The sequence below is a fragment of the Nocardiopsis synnemataformans genome, assembly GCF_965343085.1.
Classification (GTDB): Bacteria; Actinomycetota; Actinomycetes; order Streptosporangiales; family Streptosporangiaceae; genus Nocardiopsis; species Nocardiopsis alborubida.
Genome location: NZ_CBDRFA010000072.1, coordinates 12,548 through 34,184 on the forward strand (window position 1 = coordinate 12,548; position 21,637 = coordinate 34,184).

At 71.9% G+C, this 21,637-nt stretch carries 21 protein-coding genes; 8 read left to right on the forward strand and 13 right to left on the reverse strand.

Features of this window, described 5'->3' with window-relative positions; all coding sequences use genetic code 11:
- Positions 1–30: 30 nt before the first annotated feature.
- The 3 genes from ACSIH6_RS30775 to ACSIH6_RS30785 form a co-directional block, all read right to left on the reverse strand.
- Positions 31–657, reverse strand: a complete 627-nt coding sequence (locus ACSIH6_RS30775; protein WP_435111839.1) for a GyrI-like domain-containing protein — start codon at positions 655–657, stop codon at positions 31–33.
- Positions 641–1,174 (reverse strand): PadR family transcriptional regulator, encoded by a 534-nt coding sequence (locus ACSIH6_RS30780; protein WP_435111840.1) that lies wholly within the window; start codon positions 1,172–1,174, stop codon positions 641–643. The genes ACSIH6_RS30775 and ACSIH6_RS30780 overlap by 17 nt, the downstream gene beginning before the upstream one ends.
- Before the next feature lie 169 nt (positions 1,175–1,343).
- Complete coding sequence (locus tag ACSIH6_RS30785; protein WP_435111841.1) at positions 1,344–1,649, reverse strand: hypothetical protein; 306 nt, start codon at positions 1,647–1,649, stop codon at positions 1,344–1,346.
- Positions 1,650–2,340: 691 nt separating this feature from the next.
- On the opposite strand from ACSIH6_RS30785, the gene ACSIH6_RS30790 reads away from it, so the two are divergent.
- Both ACSIH6_RS30790 and ACSIH6_RS30795 read left to right on the forward strand, forming a co-directional pair.
- A complete protein-coding gene (locus ACSIH6_RS30790) occupies positions 2,341–3,492 on the forward strand; it encodes a serine hydrolase domain-containing protein (RefSeq protein ID WP_435111842.1) in 1,152 nt (383 codons plus the stop codon).
- 325 nt (positions 3,493–3,817) lie between these two features.
- A complete protein-coding gene (locus ACSIH6_RS30795) occupies positions 3,818–5,344 on the forward strand; it encodes an FAD-dependent monooxygenase (RefSeq protein ID WP_435111843.1) in 1,527 nt (508 codons plus the stop codon).
- A gap of 253 nt (positions 5,345–5,597) precedes the next feature.
- On the opposite strand, the gene ACSIH6_RS30800 is transcribed toward ACSIH6_RS30795, so the two are convergent.
- Both ACSIH6_RS30800 and ACSIH6_RS30805 read right to left on the reverse strand, forming a co-directional pair.
- On the reverse strand, positions 5,598–6,461 hold the full coding sequence (locus ACSIH6_RS30800; RefSeq protein WP_435111844.1) for a SigB/SigF/SigG family RNA polymerase sigma factor: 864 nt from the start codon (positions 6,459–6,461) through the stop codon (positions 5,598–5,600).
- A 389-nt stretch (positions 6,462–6,850) separates the two neighbouring features.
- Entirely contained in the window at positions 6,851–7,261 is a 411-nt protein-coding gene (locus ACSIH6_RS30805) for a RidA family protein (protein ID WP_435111845.1), read from the reverse strand.
- Positions 7,262–7,343: 82 nt separating this feature from the next.
- Between ACSIH6_RS30805 and ACSIH6_RS30810 the strand changes: the two genes are divergently transcribed.
- The 3 genes from ACSIH6_RS30810 to ACSIH6_RS30820 all read left to right on the forward strand — a co-directional run bounded on the left by ACSIH6_RS30810 (position 7,344) and on the right by ACSIH6_RS30820 (position 11,024).
- The gene (locus ACSIH6_RS30810; RefSeq protein WP_435111846.1) at positions 7,344–7,727 is read left to right on the forward strand and encodes a winged helix-turn-helix transcriptional regulator; all 384 of its coding nucleotides are present in this window, start codon (positions 7,344–7,346) and stop codon (positions 7,725–7,727) included.
- Between the two features lie 322 nt (positions 7,728–8,049).
- Positions 8,050–9,102: a hypothetical protein gene (locus tag ACSIH6_RS30815; RefSeq protein ID WP_435111847.1), complete on the forward strand. Its 1,053-nt coding sequence runs from the start codon at positions 8,050–8,052 to the stop codon at positions 9,100–9,102.
- A gap of 299 nt (positions 9,103–9,401) precedes the next feature.
- Entirely contained in the window at positions 9,402–11,024 is a 1,623-nt protein-coding gene (locus tag ACSIH6_RS30820; protein ID WP_435111848.1) for an alpha/beta hydrolase, read from the forward strand.
- A gap of 189 nt (positions 11,025–11,213) precedes the next feature.
- Here ACSIH6_RS30820 and ACSIH6_RS30825 read toward each other — a convergent pair whose 3' ends face one another.
- The 7 genes from ACSIH6_RS30825 to ACSIH6_RS30855 all read right to left on the reverse strand — a co-directional run bounded on the left by ACSIH6_RS30825 (position 11,214) and on the right by ACSIH6_RS30855 (position 17,303).
- Positions 11,214–12,611, reverse strand: a complete 1,398-nt coding sequence (locus tag ACSIH6_RS30825; protein WP_435111849.1) for a hypothetical protein — start codon at positions 12,609–12,611, stop codon at positions 11,214–11,216.
- A complete protein-coding gene (locus ACSIH6_RS30830; protein WP_435111850.1) occupies positions 12,608–13,321 on the reverse strand; it encodes a class I SAM-dependent methyltransferase in 714 nt (237 codons plus the stop codon). The genes ACSIH6_RS30825 and ACSIH6_RS30830 overlap by 4 nt, the downstream gene beginning before the upstream one ends.
- Positions 13,318–13,986 (reverse strand): TIGR04282 family arsenosugar biosynthesis glycosyltransferase, encoded by a 669-nt coding sequence (locus tag ACSIH6_RS30835; RefSeq protein ID WP_435111851.1) that lies wholly within the window; start codon positions 13,984–13,986, stop codon positions 13,318–13,320. Before ACSIH6_RS30835 ends, ACSIH6_RS30830 begins: the two co-directional genes overlap by 4 nt.
- Positions 13,983–14,753 (reverse strand): glycosyltransferase family 2 protein, encoded by a 771-nt coding sequence (locus tag ACSIH6_RS30840; RefSeq protein WP_435111852.1) that lies wholly within the window; start codon positions 14,751–14,753, stop codon positions 13,983–13,985. Before ACSIH6_RS30840 ends, ACSIH6_RS30835 begins: the two co-directional genes overlap by 4 nt.
- Before the next feature lie 18 nt (positions 14,754–14,771).
- Complete coding sequence (locus tag ACSIH6_RS30845; RefSeq protein ID WP_435111853.1) at positions 14,772–15,893, reverse strand: NAD-dependent epimerase/dehydratase family protein; 1,122 nt, start codon at positions 15,891–15,893, stop codon at positions 14,772–14,774.
- 133 nt (positions 15,894–16,026) lie between these two features.
- A complete protein-coding gene (locus ACSIH6_RS30850; RefSeq protein WP_435111854.1) occupies positions 16,027–16,713 on the reverse strand; it encodes a DsbA family protein in 687 nt (228 codons plus the stop codon).
- Positions 16,714–16,841: 128 nt separating this feature from the next.
- Positions 16,842–17,303 (reverse strand): hypothetical protein, encoded by a 462-nt coding sequence (locus ACSIH6_RS30855; protein ID WP_435111855.1) that lies wholly within the window; start codon positions 17,301–17,303, stop codon positions 16,842–16,844.
- Between the two features lie 1,056 nt (positions 17,304–18,359).
- Here ACSIH6_RS30855 and ACSIH6_RS30860 point away from each other — a divergent pair.
- Both ACSIH6_RS30860 and ACSIH6_RS30865 read left to right on the forward strand, forming a co-directional pair.
- Positions 18,360–18,545: a hypothetical protein gene (locus tag ACSIH6_RS30860; protein WP_435111856.1), complete on the forward strand. Its 186-nt coding sequence runs from the start codon at positions 18,360–18,362 to the stop codon at positions 18,543–18,545.
- An 8-nt stretch (positions 18,546–18,553) separates the two neighbouring features.
- Complete coding sequence (locus ACSIH6_RS30865) at positions 18,554–19,333, forward strand: hypothetical protein (RefSeq protein WP_435111857.1); 780 nt, start codon at positions 18,554–18,556, stop codon at positions 19,331–19,333.
- A gap of 410 nt (positions 19,334–19,743) precedes the next feature.
- Here ACSIH6_RS30865 and ACSIH6_RS30870 read toward each other — a convergent pair whose 3' ends face one another.
- The gene (locus tag ACSIH6_RS30870) at positions 19,744–20,349 is read right to left on the reverse strand and encodes a TetR-like C-terminal domain-containing protein (RefSeq protein WP_435111858.1); all 606 of its coding nucleotides are present in this window, start codon (positions 20,347–20,349) and stop codon (positions 19,744–19,746) included.
- A gap of 243 nt (positions 20,350–20,592) precedes the next feature.
- On the opposite strand from ACSIH6_RS30870, the gene ACSIH6_RS30875 reads away from it, so the two are divergent.
- Positions 20,593–21,603 carry an aldo/keto reductase gene (locus tag ACSIH6_RS30875; protein WP_435111859.1) on the forward strand — a complete coding sequence of 337 codons (1,011 nt, stop codon included), beginning with the start codon at positions 20,593–20,595 and terminating at the stop codon, positions 21,601–21,603.
- Positions 21,604–21,637: the final 34 nt, after the last annotated feature.

Consider the following 21,637-nt stretch of genomic DNA (forward strand, 5'->3'; position numbering starts at 1 on the left):
CAGGGCCCGCCGGTCGACGCGTCCCCGGGCTCACCCCGTGAGGGCGCCGACCGGTTGCCTGAGGATGGTGCGCAGCTTCTCCGACGCGACCCTGCGGAAGTCGCTGAGGTAGATCTCGTGGTGCCTGCCAAGCATGCGCAGCCCGTTGTCCGGGATGAACTCGTGGTGCATCCGCCGGAGCACGTCCGCCTCGCCGTCGAAGGAGCCGACGTGCAGCGTCTGCACGCAGCGGCCCTCCGACAGCGGCTCCAGGCGGACGTCGCCGAGGCGCGCGGGCCTGTTCTTCGCCGCGACCCGCTCCACGGCGGCGGCGAACATGTCCTGGCCGATCCAGTCCGGGACCATGATCATCATCGTCCAGTCCCACCGCGACTTGTCGCGCGCCGCCGTGAAGGCGTCCATGTCCTCGGCCCACCACAGGCCCTCCAGGGGCATGACGACGTAGTCGCGCCCGAGGTCCCGCTTGCTGGCGAACTTGAGCTTGTAGGCCACCGGGTAGAGCGCCTGGACCGCCTCGGTGAAGGCCGGGGAGGTGTTGGGGTCCCCGTGGCCGTCGATCATGAGGTAGCGCAGGTCCGGCACCTCCGTGATCCGGAACCGGTCCCGTTGCGCCTGGTAGGCGTCGAGGGTCCTCTTGAAGTCAGTCTTGTCCGTCATCGGGCGCCTGGACTCGGCTGGCGAGCCACGACCTTTCCGCCTCCAGGAGGCTCAGTGAGTACGAGAACACCTCGCGCGCCGCGGGCGCGAAGGGGGCCTGCGCCCGCTCGGCCTCCCGGACCGCGGCGATGCGCTCCTCCACCCGGTCCAGCCGGGCGCGCAGCGCCCCGGCGTACTCGCGCTCGGAGAGCAGGGGCAGGTTGGCGACGCCCACCAGCAGCGGATGCGCCACCGGCCGCGGCTCCCGGATGAGGTCGAGCGCGCCGCGCCGCGCCGTCCGCCTTCCGGCTTCGGTGGCGTGGAACACGCGGCGGGACTTCGCGGCGGCGGGGGCCTCCGGGACGTGGACCAGGCCCCGCTTCTCCAGCTTGGTGAGCAGGTAGTAGATCGAGGAGAAGCCGATGTCCGTCCACTGGCGGACGCCGCGGCGCTCGATGACCTGTTCCAGGTCGTAGCCGTGTTGGGGGCGTTCGATGACCAGGCCCAGGACGGTGAGTTCGGCGGGTGTCAGTTCCACGCACGTATTCTAGTACTAGGATAGAACAGTGGAGAACCCCTCTCCGAGGAGTTCTCGTCCCCGCGGGACGCGTGGCGGCGCCCTGGCCGCCGGGACCCGCCGGATGGGGACGGACCGCGTCCCTCCGCGCAACGGAAGCATCCGCGCGGAGGGACGCGGAAGAACCCCCTCAGCGGCTGTTCGCCTCGCGCACCCAGCGGTGCGTCAGGAGGCGGTCACCGTGGCGGCGCCTGCGGTTGTCGGCTTTGACGTACCGCTGCCACTCCGCGGTGCATCCGCGCCTGTGGCACCCGGAGCAGCATCCGTGGCTCATCACCACCGAGTCAGGGTGGCTCCACTGGCACCGCGTGTCGGGCCTCGCACGCGTCGGCTCCGGCGGCAGGTCGCAGGGTCCGTGGCCGTGGTCGTGCAGCGCCACCGCTCCGTGTTCGCGCTGGCGCACCCACAGCGGTTTGGTCTTGTCCGTACGGGACATCTCGTTCCTTCCGGAACCCGCCGCCCTCCCGGACCCTCCGGGAGGGCGGCTAGGTCGACATCCCCATCACGACCACCTCCTCATACGGCGTTCACGGAACGGACCGATCCACCCTAGAACATCCGAACCCACGGCGGCGGCCCGGCCCCGGAGGCCAGTCCCAGGACATGCGGTGAGCGGTGGACACGTCGGTGGGCGCACCGCCGAAGCGGGCCGCGAGGAGTCCCGCGGGAGGACCTCGTGCCCCCGCCAGCACAGCAGCAGACCCCGCCCGGCCGGACCGACGCCATGGACCCCAGGCCCGACCACGACGAGGAGTCCTACCGGGGATCGGGGCGGCTCACCGGCAAACGAGGGCGGGCGACCGTAGCGTTCGATTCCCATCCATTGCAACGACCGGGGTGGAGTTTGTTGCATTAGATCCAGAACCATTGCAACAATTTCCCGGCTATCACCTGCAAATATGGAACTTATCCGCAAATCTCCTGTTGCCACAATCCTGAACGCAACGTAGCTTTTCCATCATCAGAAACAACGAGCCGCACCAGCGCCGCCAAACCCAGGCCACCCACGGCACCGCCGAACTGCGCACCGAATCCGGCGACATCACCGCCCGCGGCCTCTGACCGGCAGCACGGCGATCCCCTCCCTCCAGTCCAACCGCGTCACCGTTTCGAAGGAGCACACCACCATGTCCGTCACCCCCAACGAGCAGAACCGCCCGGAACTGCACAAGACCATGCAGGAGATCGTCGACTCCGGTTTCGTCGGAATGCAGCTGCGCGTGCACGACGAACAGGGCGAGTGGGTCGGCAGCGCCGGGGCGCGCAGGCTGGGCGAGTCGGAGAGGCCGCCGACCGACGGGCACTTCCGGATCGGTAGCGCCACCAAGAACTTCGTCGCGACCACGGTGCTCATGCTGGTGGCCGAGGGCAGGACCGGGCTGGAGGACCGGGTGGCCGACCACCTGCCCGAGTTCGGGCTGGACCGGCGGATCACGGTACGGATGCTGCTCCAGCACACCAGCGGGATCTTCAACCACACCGGCGAGTTCCACGAGGACGGGACGTTCGCGCCGGGGGTCACCTGGGCGGGCCGGGAGTGGGTGGAAAACCGGTTCCGGACCTACCCGCCGGAGGAGCTGGTGCGGCTGGCGCTGTCCAAGCCGTCCCGGTTCGAGCCGGGGACGGACTGGAGCTACGCCAACACCAACTACGTGGTGGCCAGGCTGCTGGTCGAGCGGGTCACCGGCCGCTCGTTCTCGGAGGAGCTGGAGCGGCTGATCCTGGGACCGCTGGGAATGGCCGGCACCGTGGCACCGGGCACCTCGCCGGAGGTCCCCGAGCCGCACGCCCACGCCTACTACCGGTACGAGGAGGACGGCCGGGAGAAGACGGTCGACGTCACCCGCCAGAACCCCTCCTGGATCTCGGCCGGTGGTGACATGATCTCGACCACCCGTGACCTGCACACGTACTTCTCCGCGCTGATGGGCGGCAAACTCCTGCCGACCGAGCTGCTGGACCAGATGCGCACGCCGGAGGCGAAGGCCGGCTACGGCCTGGGGGTGTTCGTCCAGGAGACCGACGGCGGCACCGTCTTCCACCACAACGGCGGCATCGCGGGCTCGGCGGCGCTGATGTACGCCACGGCCGACGGCGGCAGGACCCTGACCGCCTCGCTGACCTATGTGGACGACGCCGAGATGTCCCTGGCGCAGACGTTCCAGGAGACGACGCAGAGGCTCGTCGAGGAGGTGTTCGGCGGCAGGCGGTCCGAGGCTGGTGACGAGGCGGTCGAGCAGGGCGCCGAGGCGGCCAAGGCGGCTCAGCCGACGGGTTGAGCGCCACGGACCCGCGACCGCTGAGGACGGACTCCTCGCGGTGGCGCACCTGGCGCGACGTGGACCGGGCCGCACCGGACCCGACGGGTTCGGTGCGGCCCGTCCCCTCTGCTCCGGGCGCCCGGGCGGGCACACCGGAGGCTACGGGGACGAGTCCCTCACGGCGGTACCCCCCGTCCCCGTGGAGAGGGCGTCGGGGAGCCGGTCGACGCACCCGCCCAGCGGGACGGCCCGGGCCGTGCTTGACACCGACGCTCCGGCTCGGGCATTCTCCCCGAACGTCACGAAACGGCCCGTCTCGTGACGCCCCCTTGGAAGGACATGCATGGACGCTGACGTGATCGTCGTGGGCGCCGGTCCGACCGGCCTGACGCTGGCCGCCGAGCTGCGCCTGGCCGGGCTGCGGCCGCTGGTGCTGGAGCGGTACCCGCAGCGTCGAAGCGCCCCCAAGGCCGGTGGCCTCGGCGGTCAGATCCTCGAACTGCTGCGTCACCGGGGCCTGCTGGAGCGGTTCGAGGCAGCCTGCACCGGCCCCGCCCCGGCTCCCCGGTTCCCGTTCGGCGGTGTGCACCTGGACCTCACCCAGCTGGCCGATCCCCCGATGCACGCCCTGCCCCTCCCACAGCAGCGGCTGGAGCAGCTGCTCGACGAACGCGCCGCCGAACTCGGCGTCGACGTCCGTCGCGGACACGAGGTGGTCGGGCTGAGCCAGGACGACGCCGCCGTGACCGTGGACGTGCGCGGCCCGGACGGGCCGTACCGGGTGACCACCCGCTACCTCGCGGGGTGCGACGGTGCACGCAGCCGGGTCCGCGAGCGGGCCGGTATCCCCTTTCCCGGCACCACCTACCCGGAGGTCAACCGGCTGGCCCAGGTCGTCCTGCCCGACACGGTGACCGTGCTCGACAACGGCGACCTCGACGTTCCCGGTTTCGGCACGGTCCGCGCGGGCTTCACCCGGACCGAACACGGCCTCCTCGGGGTCAGCGCGTCGTCGGACTCCAGGGTCGCCTCCCTCTACACCGTCGAGGACGAGGCCACCGAGTACGACGACGACGCACCGATGACCGTGGCCGAACTCCAGGGCAGCCTCCGCCGCGTGCTCGGCATGGACATGCCCCTGGGAGAGCCGGTGCGGCTGTCGCGGTTCACCTTCAAGGCCCACCAGGCCGCGCGCTACCGTGACGGACGGATCCTGTTGGCCGGTGACGCGGCGCACCTGTTCCCCGCCACCGGTGTGGCGATCAGCGCGGGCATGCTCGACGCGGTCAACCTGGCCTGGAAGCTGGCCGCCGACGTCCACGGTTGGGCGCCGGAGGGCCTGCTGGACACCTACCACGACGAACGCCACCTCGCCGGGGCCCGCACCATGCTGCACACCCGGGCCCAGGTGGCGCTGCGGCGCGGGCACGACCCGGCCGCCGAAGCGCTCCGGGAGGTCTTCCAGGAACTGCTCGCCGACGAGCAGCCGCTGCGCCGCATGGGAGCGCTCGTCGCCGGGTCCGACATCCGCTATCCGGTGTCCGGCGCCGACCACCACGCGCTGGTCGGCGCCTTCGCACCCGACCTCACCCTGCACACCGACCAGGGCATGACCAGCGTCGCGGAACTCATGCGCACCGCGCGTCCCGTGCTCCTCGACCTCACCGGCCGCGGGGACCTGCACGAGACCGCCCGGGCCTGGCACCCGCGCGTCGACGTCCACACCGCCAAAACCGACGACCGGCCGGTCGACGCCCTCCTGATCCGCCCGGACGGCCACGTCGCCTGGGCCGCGAACGTCGACGAACCCGCTGGCGGCGCCGCGTCCGCGCTGCGCGAGGCGCTCTCCACGTGGTTCGGTGCTCCCTGAGAACCGGCCATGCCGACCACCGGTGGCAGACGGCACGCGAACAACTACGCCTGGACGGCCCCCGGTAGGGCCGGGGCACCTTGTTCTCCGTTGCGCCCACGGGTGCCATCGCCCCCTGCGGGGCTGCGCCTCTCCCTCACGGAGGCCGGGGAGCCGCGCGGGTGGAAGTTCCGCGACGAACAGGCCGACCGGGGCCGGGAGGCCCGGTCCCGGAGGGCGGCCCCCGTGGCGCCCTCCGGGACGGACCGGGTCCTCAGCCGCTGGCGGGCGTGCTCTCGCCCACGTCCTCGCGCAGCTGCTCCAGGGTGTTCTTCAGCAGCCGGGAGACGTGCATCTGGGAGTAGCCCATGCGGTCGGCGATCTCGGTCTGGGTGTGGTCGCCGAAGAAGCGCAGCTTGAGGATCTCGCGCTCGCGTTCGGGCAGGCGGGCCAGGGCGGGTTTGAGCGACTCCCGCTGCACGATCCGCTCCAGGCCCTCGTCCTCGCTGCCCAGGTGGTCCTCCAGGCGGGCGCCCTCCTGACCGTCGGAGTCGGAGGAGTCGGGGGCGTCCAACGAGAGGGAGCGGTAGGACTCCGAGGCCTGGACGAGCTCGACGACCTCCTCCTCGTCCAGCCCCATCTCCTTGGCGATCTCGGCGTTGGTGGGGACGCGCGCGTGGGTCTGCTGGAAGGTGTTGAGCACCTGGCGCAGCTTGATCCGGTTCTCCTGGTGGCGCCTGGGGACGCGGATGGCCCAGGTGTGGTCGCGGAAGTGCCGCTTGATCTCGCCGGTGACCGTGGGCATCAGGTAGGAGATGAAGGGCTTGCCGCGGTCGGGCTGGTAACCGTGGATGGCCTTGACCAGGCCGACCATGGCGGTCTGCTTGAGGTCCTCCAGCGGTTCGCCGCGGCCGTTGTAGCGGCGGGCGAGCTTGTTGACCAGCGGCTGGTAGCGGACCACGACCTGCTCGCGCAGCCTGACCGCGCGCGGGTCGTCCTCCTCCAGGCCGTGGAGTTCGGCGAGCAGTTCCTCGGCCGGGGTCTCCTTCTCCGAGGCGAACGCGCGCGCTCTGGGGATGAGGGTCGTGTGGTCGGCGGCGGTCTGGGACACGGTGTTTTGGTCCAACGTGGTGGACAAGAGAAAACCCCCGGTGCTCTGGTCCTGTGTGCTCCTGTCTGTCTGCCTGGGCAGGCACCGGTGCTCCAACCCGTTCCCGACCGCGGTTCGGGTGCTGCGGCCCGGTGGGCGGCGCCGGTGCGACCACTACCGTTCCCTCAGAAACGACTTCAAAAGCCGTAGGGCCACATTTTTGTTGTCGCGCGGCAAGTATCAACACAAGAGGGCCCTCACCAGCAGATAAGGGGCGCATAAGGGGCGGACGCGCCCGTGAACCGTCCACGATGGCCCGCCCCGTCCCGCCACCACCGCGGGAAGGCGCTCCCGGGCTTCGCATCCGGTCGGGTCCGCGCTCCAGGAGGCACGCGGCCCCCGTGAGGGACGGGTGCCGCGCCCGGTGGTGGCGGCCGTCAGTCGAGGATGGCCGTCGCCTCGACCTCGACGAGCACGTCGGGTTCGAAGAGGTGGTCCACGCCGATGAGCGACGACGGCGGAAGCGGCGTCGGGAGACCGATCTCCTCGGCGACCTCCGCGACCCCGGCCATGAAGGCGTCGATCTTGCCGGGCTCCCACGCCGTGACGTAGAAGGTCAGGCGCAGGACGTCGTCGAAGGTCGCCCCCGCTCCGGCCAGGCCCGTCGCGGTGTTGCGCAGCGCCTGGGCCACCTGCCCGGCGAGGTCACCCGGAGCCACCGGGGTCGCGTCGGCGCGGCGGGCGATCTGTCCGCTGACGTGCACGTGGCGCGTACCGGTGCCGACGGCGACGTGGTGGTACGGGGTGGGCCGCATCATGCCCTCGGGGGTGAAACGCTGAACGGTCATTCCTGTGTCCTCGCGACTGGTTCCGACTGGGTCTAATGTTGATACCTGGTATCAGAAGGAAACCGCAACGAGACTAGGTGTCATGACGGATACCGGGCAGGCAGCCCACGACGACCTCGGGATCACCGCGCCGCACCGCGAGCTCCTCAACCAGATCCTGGACAAGTGGTCGGTGGAGGTGCTCAACGTGCTCTGCGAGCGCCCCTCGCGCTTCAACGAACTGCGCCGCGCGATCCCCGCGGTGACCCAGAAGTCGCTCACCGCGACCCTGCGCCGCCTCGAACGCAACGGCATCGTCCACCGCGCGGTCGTCGGCTCGCGGCCGGTCGCCGTCGAGTACCGGATCACCCCGCTGGGCAAGACGCTCCGGCACCCGGTGGACGTGCTGCTCGACTGGATCTCGGCGCACACACCCGAGATCGAGCGGGCACGCGGGCGCTTCGACCTCGAACAGGACGGCGGCTGAGGCCCGGGGCGGCCGGACCGCCGCGTCGCTCGTCGGCGGCGCGGCCGACGCACACGGACCCCGGCGCTACCGCTCGGTGTGCGGCCCCCGGCAGGCGCCGCGTGCGGTGGCCAGGCGGGTTCCCGCCCACACACGGGGGCACGGTCAGCCCGGTACGCCCCGGTCAAGCGCTCATGCCGGAGGCCCTCGCAGCGGGGGTGGGAGGTGTGGGGGCGTGGCCGGTCCTCGGTGACGGGGCGCGGTGGTACCTTTCCTCCCAACGACCTACCTGATCCGCAGGGGAGTCCGCGCTCGCGCGCGCCCTGACCACGGAGCCAGGCCCATGCACCACTCCCCCGCCGTCACCGGCCCCACCGTCCAGTGGGACATGCTGGAGGGCACCACCCCGCGCGGCCTCCTCGGACTGAGCGACCCGAACGTGCACCGCGTCGGCGACCGCTGGTGCATGTTCGTCGGCGGTTTCTCCACCTCCTTCCGCAACCGCCTGTACCGGGCCGCGCTGCCGGTCGGCGCGGACCTGCGCCTCACCGGCTGGCGGATCGACGCCTCCACGCGGGGCCGCACGCTCGCGCTGGTCCCGGACGCCCCGCGCGGCGCCTGGGACGCCGGGGGGATGCACACCCCCTGCTACGTGCCGCCGCACCGGGGTGCGCCCGCACGCGTCTACTACGCCGGGCGGCGCACCGCCCATCACTACGGACCCGGCAGCCTCTACTCGATCGGTGTGCTCGAACAGCGGGCCGACGGCTCGTGGCGGCGCCGACCGCACCCCGTGCTGAGCGGTTCCGCGGACCGCCCCAGCGTGCTGGAACCCACCGTCATCGCCGTCGGGGGCGGCTACCGCATGTGGTTCCTGACGGCTCCCCACGAGGTGGGCCCCGGCGAGCAGCCCGACTTCGAACTGCGGGTCGCCGACAGCGCCGACGGCCTGCGCTGGTCCGCGTCCCGCACGTTCACGACCCGGGAGGAGGGCTTCTTCGACAACGCCCTGCACCGCGGCCCCGACGGCTGGACGATGCTGCTGGCCCGGGGCACCAACCTGCACGGCACCACGCCCTTCCCCGACCAGGGGCTGTGGGCGACGCGGGCGCGGTTCCCCTCGGCCGACCGGGCGGCGTGGTCCCCGCCGGTCCGGATCCTGGACACGGACCGGCCCGCGACGCCGCGCTGGATGGGGCGGGGAGTCTGCGGTCCCAGCGTCGCGGCCACCGGGGACGGAACGCTCCTGCTCTTCTTCACCGGCACGCACGCGGCCCGGCCCTGGTGGCGGGAGGCGGCCGGTCGCGTCGCCGCCCTGCGCCGCCCGCCCGTGCCCGCTCCGTACTTCCTCGCCACGGGCGGGGCGCGGCTGGCGCTCCCCGCTGAGGAGACGTGACCCCCGGACGCGTCAGTGGTGTGCATCCCGACCCGCCTCTCCCTGCCCGACCCGCGCGGAGCACCCGAACCCCCGTCGCACGCCGACACCACCCACGAACGATGTGTGCTTGTCACGGCTTTTCCATGAGGTTCACACCGCCATCCCATGACACGGTGCCACTGGTGGACTCGGCGGAGTGACAGCAGGCTGGACACGCGCCTCTGGCGACGGCGGCTCCGGACGTTCCGCGACGGACGGACGGCGGGGTGCCGCGCCAGCGGGGCGACGGTGAATCCGACATCCAGGAGGCTGGAGACATGGGACGAAGGTGGAGCGCGGGCCGAAGCCTGCCCCCGATGGTGGTGGTCTGTCTGGCCGGTTCGCTGGTCGCGGCGGCACCGGCCGCGGCCGAGGAGCGGGGCGAGGCGCCGACGACGGCACTGGAGTGGGGCGCCTGCCCCGAGGACGTCCAGGACGAGACGCACCCGCTGGAGTGCGCCACCGTGCCGGTGCCCATGGACTACGACGACCCTGAGGGCGCCGAGATCGAGATCATGGTGTCGCGGCTGGCCAGCACGGACCCGGACCAGAGGCGCGGCGTGCTGCTGCTCAACCCGGGCGGCCCGGGCGGGTCCGGGCTGTCGATGCCCGCGGGCCTGGCCTCCCTGGGCATACCCGCCAGTGTCCTGAACAGCTACGACCTGATCGGTATGGACACCCGCGGGGTCGGGCACTCGTCCGCGGTGAGCTGCGGCTTCACCACCGACCAGGAGTACCTCGGCAACATCCCGCCCTACGCGGTCGACGAGGCGGCGGTCACCGAGCGGGCCGGGGTCGCCGAAGCGGCGGCCGACCAGTGCGCGCGCAGCGACGACAACGAGCAGATACGCCACATCTCGACGGCCAACATGGCCCGCGACCTGGACCGGATCCGGGCCGCGCTCGGCGAGGAGAAGGCCAGCTTCTTCGGACTGTCCTACGGGTCGGCGCTGGGCGCCGCCTACGCCTCGATGTTCCCCGAGAGCACCGACCGGATCGTGCTCGACAGCAACATCGGCGACACCTTCCTCGACTACGACGGCATGCGCAGGTACGCCCTGGGCTTCGAGGAGACCTTCCCCGACTTCGCCGCGTGGGCAGCGGAGCGCGACGGCAGCTACGGCCTGGGCGACTCGCCCGAACAGGTCCGGGAGACCTACTTCGAGACCGCCACGCGGCTCGACGAGGAGGGGCCGGTGGCCGGTCTCGACGGTCACCTCTTCCGGCTGTCCATCTTCGCGGCGCTGTACAGCGAACGGAGCTACGCGCAGACGGCGCAGATGTGGCAGTCCGTGCGCCTGACGGACGAGGAGGCGGTACGGCAGCACCTGGAGGAGAGCGGGCTCGGCGGCGCGCCGGTCGGCGGCGCCGGGGCGGCGACGGGAGAGCTGTCGCCCGGCGACAACGCCTGGACGGTGTTCCTCGCGACGACCTGCAACGACGTCGAGTGGCCCGAGGACCTGGCCACCTACCAGGAGGGCGTGGCCGAGGACCGGGAGAAGTACCCGATGTACGGCGCGGCCAGCGCCAACGTCATGCCCTGCGCCTACTGGACCGAGCCGTCCGAGCCCGCCGTGGAGATCACCGGTGAGGGTCCGAGCAACGTCCTGATCATGCAGAACCTGCGCGACCCAGTGACGCCGCACCTCGGCGGCGTGCTGCTGGACGAGAAGTTCGGCCAGCGGTCCCGACTGGTGAGCGTCGACGACAGCGGTCACGGCACCTACGTCTACGGCGACAACCCCTGCGCCTGGGACGTGGCCACGAGCTACCTGGTCGACGGCGAGTTCCCGGAACAGGACGTCTCCTGCGGGGCGTCCGGGGCCTCCGGGCTGGGGCTGGACGGCCAGACCCAGCGGTCGCGGGCCGAGACCCTCGGCCAGTTTCAGGGCACCGCCTGAGCACACGGTTGGGGGAGACCGCCACCGCTGAGCGCTGAGGGACGGGACGGCACCGCTCGTCCCGTCCCTCGGCGCTCCTCACGGCCGGTCGCGCCCGGGGCGCGTTCCCGGGGCCGTGGCCGCGCCACGGACGCGTTCCTCCGCCGGTGCTTGCGAGGTTCGGGCACCGGCCCCGTGGAGCGCCCCGGTTCACCAGCCGGTGAGCAGCAGGTGGTTCACCAGAAGTGCCGTGGCCGCCTGGACGGCCAGCCAGGCCCTGTAGTGGCGGTCCGGCAGGAGGGCGGCGGCCGGGACGAGCCACAGCACGAACGGCAGCCAGATGCGCTCGGTCTCGCCCTTGCTCATCCCCGACAGGGTCGCGGCGACGACCGCGCAGAGCGCGGCGGCCACCAGCAGGGCCGTCGTCGCGGTCTCCCGGGACGGCGACCGGCGCAGACCGAGCACCGACCCGGGCACCCGCGCCAGCGCCCGGCGCAGACCCGCCGCGGTCGCGAGCCCGGTCGTCAGGCACGCGACGGCCAGGTTCGCCCAGACCCAGTAGCCGTAGGGCCGGACCGACGCCAACCCCTGGTAGTAGCGCTCCACGAGCAGCTGGTAGCCCTCCCACCACCAGAAACCGGCCGCCGTGAAGGCCGCGGCGACGGCCAGGGCGCCCAGCAGCGCGTAGGGCAGGGGGCGCGCGGTCCGCGCGCACAGGAGCACCGCAACGGCCGGGATCCCGATGAGGACGAGCCCGTAGGACAGGTACACCGACCACCCCAGGAGCAGACCGGCCGCCAGCGCGGTGGCGCGCGGCGCACGCGCGTCGGGCGCCGCGGCCACGGCGAGCAGGGCCAGACCCCACGCGGTGACCGCCGCGAAGTACCCGTCCGCCGACGTGCCCACCCACACCGCGGCGGGCAGCAGCACGAGGAACGGGGCCGCCCTGCGCGCCGTCGACTCCGCGCCGAGCGCGCGCATCGCGACCAGGACCGCGGCGGCGGCCGAGCCGCCGACCACGACGCACCAGAGCCCGGCCCACGCCCCGCCGCCCAGACCGACCCGGTCCAGCGCGACGAACGTCAGGACGGCGCCCGGCGGGTGCCCGGCCACGTGCGTGGGCCAGTTGTCGGGCTGCCCGATGAGGATGTGCCGGGTGAACGTGCTCAGCGCGGCGCCCACGTCCTGGAAGCGGTCGACCGAGGACAGGTACTCGTGGGGGGACAGCAGGCGGCTGACGATCCCGCGCCGCCAGCCGTCGACCAGCGCGAGCGCGGTGGTCCAGAGCGTGGACGCGGCCCAGACGGCCCACACCAGGGCGCGCCAGGGCAGGGCGCGCGCCGCCGAGGGTCCGCAGGCCACCACCGCCGCCGCCAGGGCGAGGGCGGGGACCGTGCCGGGTCCCATGTGGGGGAACCAGGACGCGTACAGCGGCGGCCAGTCCACGTGCAGGACGCCGTGGGCGCGCTCGATCCGGGTGCCGACGACGGCGGCCGACGCGAAGAGGAGCAGCGCCAGGGCCGCCACGGACAGGTCGGCGCGCAGACCCGTCCGGGAGGCGCCGACCGCGTCCCGGACCTCGCGCTGGTGGAGTTCGGGCCGCGTCACGCCGTCACCGCTGGGCGGACGCGTCCCGGCGTCGGGTTGCCCCGCGGCGCGCGCAGTGCCGCGAACCGGCGCCCCCGCACCTGCCAGGCCTCCGACCACTCCCACCCGGCCCCCCGCGCGCACCGCCGCAGGGCGTGGAGCCCGAGCCGCGCCCACGGGAACGGGGCGCCCGGTTCCCCCCGTCCGTCGGTGACCTGCACCGTCACGCACTCGTGGACCTCGTGGGCGGCGGTCTCGACGATGAGCAGACCGCCGGGCAGCACGACCTCCCGCATCCGGGCCAGCAGCTCCCCGGGGGCTCCGCCGATACCGATGTTGCCGTCGACCAGCAGCGCGGTACGCCAGGCGCCCTCTCCGGGTAGGGGATCGAACACCGAGGCGCACACCGCCCGGCCGCCCGCCTCGACCGCGCGTGACACGGCCACGGGGTTCATGTCCACGCCCAACGCCGTGCGGCCCCGGGCGGCGAGCGCCACGACCATGCGCCCGGGTCCGCACCCGGCGTCCAGGGTGTCGCCCTCGGAGCGCTCCAGCACGCTCTCGTCCGCGGCGTCGGTCTCCCCGCACCAGCGTTCGACGTCCAGGCGGAGCATCCACCCGTCGGGCCGTCGCAGGAAGAGGGGACCGCGGCCGTTGGCGAGCGCCTGGGAGTAGGGGTCGCACAGCCACGGAGCCGTCCTCGTGTCGATCCCGGTCTCGGTCGTGCTCACCGCCGACACCCCGCTCTCCCGAGCCCGACGGCCCTGCCGAAGCGGCTGCCGGGAACGAGCGAGGCCACCAGCGCGGCGTCGCGGGGCGTGTCGACGTCCGTGAGCACGTCCAGATCGCCCACACGCAGCCCGGCGTCGACCAGCCGCGCGCGTTGGAACCGTCCTGTGTGCTCCGTCGACATCGGGACGCCGCGCAGCAGGCGGGGGTCGGGTTCGGCCAGGCCGAGCGCCCAGAAGCCCCCGTCCTCGCTCGGACCGAACCACGCGTCGACGCGCTCCCACCCGTCCGGGGCCAGGGCGGGCGCCAGGAGCTCCCCGGTCACCTGGGGGGTGTCCATGCCGATCAGCAGAGAGGGGCCCGAGCACCGGGCGAACGCGTGCGCGAGCCGTTCGTCGAGCCCGCCGCCCGACTGCGGGACCACCTCGAACCCCGGCGGGAGCCAGGGTCCGGGCCGCCCCTCCAGCACCAGGAGTCTCCTGCGGGCGGGGAGCGAGCGCACCGTGTGCAGGGTGTCCGCCAGGGCGGCCTCGGCGACCGCGGCGGCCTCCCTCGGCGAGTACTCGGGGGTCAGCCGTGTCTTGACCCGCCCGGGAACGGGTTCCTTGGCGATCACCAGCAGGGTGGTGCCCCCTACCGGGAGGTCGGACTCAGCGGTCCGGGTCATGGCCGCCCTCCCCTCGCGCGCACGCCCTCCGAGGCCGCTGGCCCGCGCAGCACCGCCGTCATGTCGCGCACGGCGGTCCACGTGCCGCGCCACGTCCCCGTCACCTTGGAGGCCCCCGACCTCGGCAGGTAGGGAACGTCCACCTCGTCGACCCGCCACCCGGCGTCGGCGGCGCGCACGACCGTCTCCAACGGGTAGCCCGAGCGCCGGTCGGTCATCCCCAGTTTGAGGAGGTCCGTCCTACGGGCGGCGCGCATCGGGCCGATGTCGCGCACCCGCACCCCGGTCCGCGAGCGCAGCATCCGCGCGACGACGGCGTTGCCGATCCTGGCGTGCGTCGGCCAGGTCCCCCTGCGGACGGGGCGCCGCCTGCCCACGACCAGGTCCGCCCCGCCGACCCGCACCCGGTCCACCATCGCCGGGAGCAGGGCGGGGTCCAGGGAGGCGTCGCAGTCGCAGAAGCAGACGAACTCGGCGGTCGCGGCGGACAGGCCCGCGTGGCACGCCGCGCCGAAGCCCCTGCGCGGTTCGGAGACGACGAGGGCTCCCAGCGCCGCCGCGATGTCGGCCGATCCGTCCGTGGACCCGTTGTCCACGACGATCGCCCGCCACCCCGGTGGGACGCGTTCCATGACCCAGGGCAGGGCGGACGCCTCGTCCAGACAGGGCAGCACCACGTCGACCGGTGGCGGCGGGTCGCCGCCCGCCGTGTCGGGCGGCGCCTGCGCCGGTTCGTCCTGGCCGTACTCGTGTGGTTCTCTGATCACTCTGGTTACGCTACGAAGTCATGTGGACACAGAGCGGGAAAGGCGGTCGCGACACGCGGACACATCGGCCTTCGGTGCTCCGGACCCGGCCGAACCGCGCAGTTCGGCGCGGGCGAACTCGGCCATCCCCTCGGCGAAACCGATCCTCGGCCGCCAGGACAGCTCCTCCATCAGGCGGTCGGAGGAGGCGGTGATGTGCCGGACGTCGCCGAGCCGGTACTCGCCGGTGACGCGGGGTTCGGGGCCGCCGTGCGCGTCCGCCAGCGCACGGGCCATCTCGCCGATGGTGTGCGGCGTCCCGCTGCCGGTGTTGAAGGCGGACAGCTCCCCCCGGGCCCTGCCCGGTACGGCCTCCAGCGCCGCCACGTTGGCCCGCGCCACGTCGCCGACGTGCACGAAGTCGCGCCGCTGGCGGCCGTCCTCGAACACCCGGGGTGCCTCGCCCCGGGCCAGCGCCGAGCGGAAGAAGGAGGCCACGCCCGCGTACGGGGTGTCGCGCGGCATCCCCGGCCCGTACACGTTGTGGTAGCGCAGCGACACCGCGCGTCCGCCGACGGCCCGGGCCCACGACGCGCACAGGTGCTCCTGCGCCAGCTTCGTGGTGGCGTAGACGTTGCGCGGGTCGCTCGGCGCGTCCTCCCCCACCAGGCCGGGCACGAGCGGGGCCGCGCACCGGGGGCACGGGGGGTCGAACACCCCCGCCCGCAGGTCAGCCTCCGCCCTCGGGCCGGGACGGACGTCGCCGTGCTCGGGGCACGTGTACCGCCCCTCCCCGTAGACGACCATCGAACCGGCCATGACGATGTCGCGGACCCCGGTCCTGGCCATGGCGGCCAGCAGGACCGCCGTGCCCAGGTCGTTGCAGCGGACGTAGTCGGGGGCGTCCAGGAAGTCCGGCGAGCCCAGTCCCACCATCGCCGCCTGGTGGCAGACCGCGTCCACGCCCCTCAGGGCGCGCTCGACGATCTCGCCGTCGCGGACGTCACCCACGATGTCGACGGTTCTGTCCTCGGTGTCCCTCCCGTTGTGGGCCTGGGGCAGGTAGGCGTCGAGGGTGACCGCCTCGTGCCCGGCCAGGCGGAGTTCCTCCGCGACCCTCGATCCGATGAACCCGGCACCACCCGTGACCAGTACGCGCATGCGTCCAACCTACGTTTCGCGCACGCTCCGTCACGGGTTGCGCCACGCACGTCGGGGCATCGGCGCCGACGGGTGCTTCGGCCCCGGGCGGGGGCGCCGCGGCGCGTCGGGGCGCGTCGGGGCGCGGTGGGGGTCATCCCTCCAGCTCCCGGTCGATCATCGCCGAGAGCACCTCGTGGCTGGGCATGCTCGGAGTGGGACGGCCGTTGACGAAGATGGTCGGGGTGCCCCGCACGCCCAGGGCCACGCCGTCCTGGAAGTCGGACCGCACGCGCTCCAGCGTGGCGGGGTCCTCCATGGTCTGGACGAACTCCTCCGTGTCCAGGCCCAGGTCCTCGGCGAAGCCGACGAACACCTCGGCCTTGGAGTCCTGGGACTCGCCCCACTCGGCCTGGGTCTCGTACATCCGGACGTACATCCGCTCCAGCGCGCCCTGCTGGGCGGCGGCCTCCACGGCCGCGGCGGCGGGCTCGGCGTTGGTGTGCCCGGGCATGGGGAAGTAGCGGATGACCACGTTGATCCGCCCGTCGTAGTCCTCGCGGATCCGCTCCATGACCGGAAGCTGGGCGCGGCAGGCCTCGCACTCGAAGTCGAGGAACTCCACGACCGTCACCGGCGCCTCCTCCACCCGGTCGAGGTGGCGGCTGTCCTCGCGAACCAGGATTCCGGCCGGTGCGGTGGGCGCGGCCTGCGGGTCGGCGGAGTCGTTCGGGGCCGTGGGGGCGGCGGTGCCGCCCCGGTCGTCGAGGGCGATGAGGAGGCCGAGGCCGATGACGGCGACCATGATCAGGCCGAGGGTGATGCCGAGGTTCTTGCTCATGTGGATGTCCTGGGGTGCGGGGCGCGGCGGGGCGCGCCCGGGGAAACGGTCACGTGGAGGAGCCGCGCGCGGGGCGCGGCCGCGGACCTCCTCGCGCGGGGCGCGCGCAGGAGGCGGGTGACCGTGTTCTAGACCCGTTGGACGCAGAGCAGTGTCAGCAGCCCGTAACCGTGGGGGGCGAGTGGCGGGCGACTGACGGGGCGCGGGGCCGGTCCCGGCCGCGGGGCCAGCAGGAGCGCGAGTGTCAGGACGACGCCGAGCGCGACGAGGAACAGGGGCGGCGCGGTGGGCAGTCCGTGTCCCTCGGTGACCTCGCACGCGTGCGCGGCCTGCGGAACCTGCGGAGCCTGCGGGGCCGCGGCCGGGTCCACGGCTGGGGCCCCGGCGGCCTCACGGGTCTGCTCCGGACAGTCGGCGGCAGCGGACGCGGAGGCCGTGGCGGCGGAGGTGGCGGCAACGGCGGAAGCGGAGACGGCTTGGGCGACCGGGCCCGTGCTGTGGCACAGGGCGCACATGAAGCACATGAGCACCAGGGCGACCAGCGGCACCGCGAGGGTGCGCTGTCGCCGCGTGGAGGTGGGCCGGTCCATGCCAGGAACTGTAGCGGTGGTGTGGCCGAGGTGTTCGGCGGCCACCCGACAAGGCCCGCCCAAGCCCTCTCTGCGGCAGAGAACAACCGGTGCGTGCAGCGATCTCACGGTCGATCGGCAGAACACCCGCCTCCCGATTGCGCTCCCAGACTCTCATTCCCATGATCCGGCCCGAAACAGCGACGGGGCGGGCTCAGCGGTCGCCTCGGGCTCGGAGGAGGCGCGCCAGCATCGGGGGCGGGGATGCCCCCGAGGGGAAGGCTGGGCCGGTCAGGTAGTCCGTCCACCCGGCCCGAAACTCCCGCAGGATCCCCCGAACCCGTCCAGGAAGGAAATGCCCTGCTCGAAGAACCTGTACGTCGTCCACCCCGGTCAACCTGTGCGGTCACAGCACCGGCGGAGGCCTCCACCACGACGCGCGGAGACCGTCGACTTCCCCAGCACACCGGCATGCGTGGTGACCGTTCGTCCAGAGCCACGACGGCTCGCCCAGCGCTGCGGGCGAGCCGTCGCCTTGTCACAGGTCAGCGGCGACAGAACGAGCCCTGGCCTCTGGGTCCGCAGGGGATCAGGGTTGCCTGACGTGCCATGGCCGAGCACCTTGCGGAGTCTCTCTCCCGACCACGACCGTGCGGTTGTACGCCTCAAGGCTCCCCGTGACCCCTACATGGACTTATCTTATCGAAAGTGACAAAAAGGGTGACTGGCACCCATTTGTCAGTCTCTCACAAGAGAGATGCCCACAGAACCCCCGGTGTCGGTTGTTACAAAATGTTCCACTGACAGCAAGAGAAAATTTTGCACGAGTGGAGCGAAAGAATTTTCACCACATATGAGCAGGTGAGGGGGTGCGTTACATAATGATACGCCCATCTTCTCCCCGACGTTCCTCCGAGAGGCCAGCGGCCTGACATAGTTCCCCCAGGGAAAGAAGGCACTTCTCTCCCTATAGCAGCATCTGTGCCTGCATGCGGGCTCTCTCCCCGTTTTGGCATGGCCACAAATCAATCGAAACCTGACAAGAAGAAGCCTGCGCACCGATGAAGGAGCAAGTCCGTGTCCCATCCTCATGCCTGCGACGGAACGAGTGCCGTCCCCTGGTCCAAGGTCGTCGTCACCGTCGTCGTGATCGTTCTGGTCATGTACGCCATGGTTCTGGGTTACGAAGCGATCGGCGCCGTAGCCCTGGCCTCAGCGGCCGGTTACACGGCGGTGTCCGTGTCCCGACGCCTGGCACGGTAGCTCTCGGCATGGAAGAGAACTGCCACCCCCCGAAGACGGTCCACGACCTCCTGGAGGAGCACTTCCCCCTGCACCGTTACTCCCAGGAGGACCGCCTGAACGCCCTGCTCTTCGTGCTGCGCGTCGAAGGGCTGGTCGATGTCTTGCTGAAAGACCTCCTGAAGGAGGAGAAGAACTACCCCGTGGGCATTGTCCACGACCTGTTCAACGGGCGCACCGAGGCACTGCGCTCCCAGGTGCGCCAAGGACGTGGTCGCACACTCTTGGAGGCACTGTTCTTCACAGACGGCAAGAAGAAAACCCCCGAGCAGAAGAAGGAGAGGCAGAACGAGCCGAAGCCCGAACTGCGCATCGTTTTCGAGAGCGAGTTCACGCGGTTGCGGAACGACATTGGCCGACGAACCCACATCGGCACCGACGAACTGCACGAACGTGGCTACCGGTTGATGGGAAGGCGGGCCCAGCTGTCAGTGCACGAGCTCAGCGACCCCCGTAAGGTCAACTCCTTCCCCGAGCTGGTACAGGCGTTGCAGGCTCTGCACAGGACCCAAGGTTCTCCCAGCCTGAGGGAGATGGCGGCAGGGTCCGAGCAACACTTCCGTGGAAAGTACAGGAGCATGCACCAGACACGCTCCCACGCCGCGCTGCGCAGAGTCACCCTGCCCGGAGCGAAACCGACTCTGGCCGCGGTGCTGGCCTTCGTACGCGGATGCAACGTCCTCGGCTCCGACGAAGCCCAGGAGTGGATCCAGGCACATGCCCGCGCAGCGACGTTCACCGAGGAGTAGCGACTGAACCAGGCCCTGTTCTGTGGACCGGTGAGACCGCGGAGCCGGATCCGGGCCGGGGGCTCCGCGATCCGACCAGCACGGTCCCGCCGAAGAGCACGGTCCGCTTGTCCTAGCGGATCGCGACCGCCCGGTTCTGCTCGGACAGGTTGATACACCGCTCCACCGTGTTGCGACCCCGCCCCGGTAGGCCGCCCGGTCAAAGACCGGCGGCCTACCTTCCGCCGACCCTTCGCGGCGGTGGTGTGGCCGAGGTGTTCGGCGGCCACCCGACAGGGCCCGCTCAGGCCTGCGGTCGCCGCGCGTCCACGTCCACCGGGCCCGTCGCGGATCCGGCCTCCACCGCCGGGGGCCGCTGACGTCCTCGTCCCCTGCCGGGCCGGGGTCCCGACGGTGTTCTCCCCTCCCGCCTAGACGGCGCGGATCATCGGCAGGACGGCATCGTCGAGGATCGCCTCCAGGTAGGCGTCCGGGACGTCGGGGCCGTGGGTGACGAAGTGGTAGACGAGCATGGCCGGAGCGACGCTCACGGTCTGCTCGTTGGCCGCTCCCGGCCGGAACTCACCGGACTCGACACCCGCGCGGATGATCTCCAGGATGCGGGCACGGGTGGGTTCGACCACGCGTTCCTGGACCACCGGGCCCAAGCCGCCGTCGATGCCCTTCTTCGCGGCCCGGAAGGCGGCGTCCTGAGAGAGGGCGAAGGCCTCACGGACCCCGCGCATCAGTTCGAGCATGTCGGCACGGGCCTCACCGGTCAGCCGCACCTCGGACGGTTTGGGCAGCGCGCTGGTCAGTGCGTCCATGACCAGTTCGTCCTTGTTGCCCCAGCGCCGGTACAGCGCTGCCTTGCCGGTGCCCGCCGCGGCGGCCACCCCGTCCATGGTCAGGGCCGCGTAGCCGACCTCACGCAGCTGGTCCAGTGCGGCGGCGAGGATCGCGGCGACCAGGACCGCACCGCGGCGGCGGGGCCCCGACCGGCCGACCGGAACCGAGGCCGTGCCCGACGAACCCATCAAACCCTCCGATGACCGATTGTGCCCCTTGCGGGTACACAAGGGGCGTGCGATAGTGAACGAAGACGTTCACTATTTTCGAGCTCCTCCGTCATTATGTGACGCCCGGGAATCCGTGTCCACAGCACGGAGCACCGCCCGCGGCCACCCGCAAGACCTGGTCGACCGGGCACTCTCCCTCCAGAAGCCAGCGACGCCTGTCGGGTCCACCGGACAAGACGGGGTCCGTGAAAGGAAGCGGCAATGCGATCTGTTCCTCTCGGGGGTTCGGGGTCCGAGGTATCGGCCCTCGGCCTCGGCTGCATGAGCATGAGCGACCACTACGGTCCGGTCGACGACGAGGAGTCCCTGAGGACCCTGGCGCGCGCCGCCGACCTCGGCGTGACCTTCTGGGACACCGCCGACGTCTACGGGGCCGGCGCGAACGAGCGGCTGCTGGCGCGGTTCCTCGCCACCGACCGACGTGACGAGATCACCCTGGCGACCAAGTTCGGCGGCGTCGTGGACGACGACGGCGACATCACCATGGACGTCCGCGGCGAGGCCGCCTACGTCCCCCAGGCCTGCGACGCGAGCTTGCGACGCCTCGGCGTCGACCACATCGACCTGTACTACATCCACGTCCCCGACCCGAAGGTGGAGATCGCCGAGACCGTCGGCGCCATGGCCGAACTGGTCACCGCGGGCAAGGTCCGTGCGCTCGGCCTGTCCAACGTGTCCCCGGAGCAGATCCGTGCCGCCGCCCGGGTGCACCCCGTCGCCGCCGTGCAGATGGAGTGGTCGCTGTTCGACCGCGGCGTCGAGGAGTCCGTCCTGCCCGCCTGCGCCGAGGTCGGCGCCTCGCTGGTCGCCTACTCACCGCTCGGCAGGGGCTTCCTCACCGGTGTGCACACCTCTTCGGAGGGGCTTGACGAGACTGACGTGCGACGCGCCGTCCCCCGGTTCAACGAGGAGAACCGCGACCACAACACCTCCCTGCTGCGTCCGCTCCAGGAGGTCGCCAAGGCCCACGGTGCCACGCGCGCGCAGGTCGCCCTGGCCTGGCTCATGAGGCAGCGGGAGAGGTTCGGCACGCCCGTCGTCCCGATCCCGAGCATGCGCCGTCTGTCCCGGTTGGAGGAGAACTCGGGTGCGGCCGGGGTGGAGCTCACCGACGCGGACCTCGCCGCGCTGGAGCCCCTCGCCGACCAGGTCCGGGGCTCCAACCGTCCCCCGCTGCCTCCGGAGATCGCGGAGCGGTTCGGTCTGAAGTAGGGCCTCGGACGCACCCGTCCCGCTCCGGCACGTC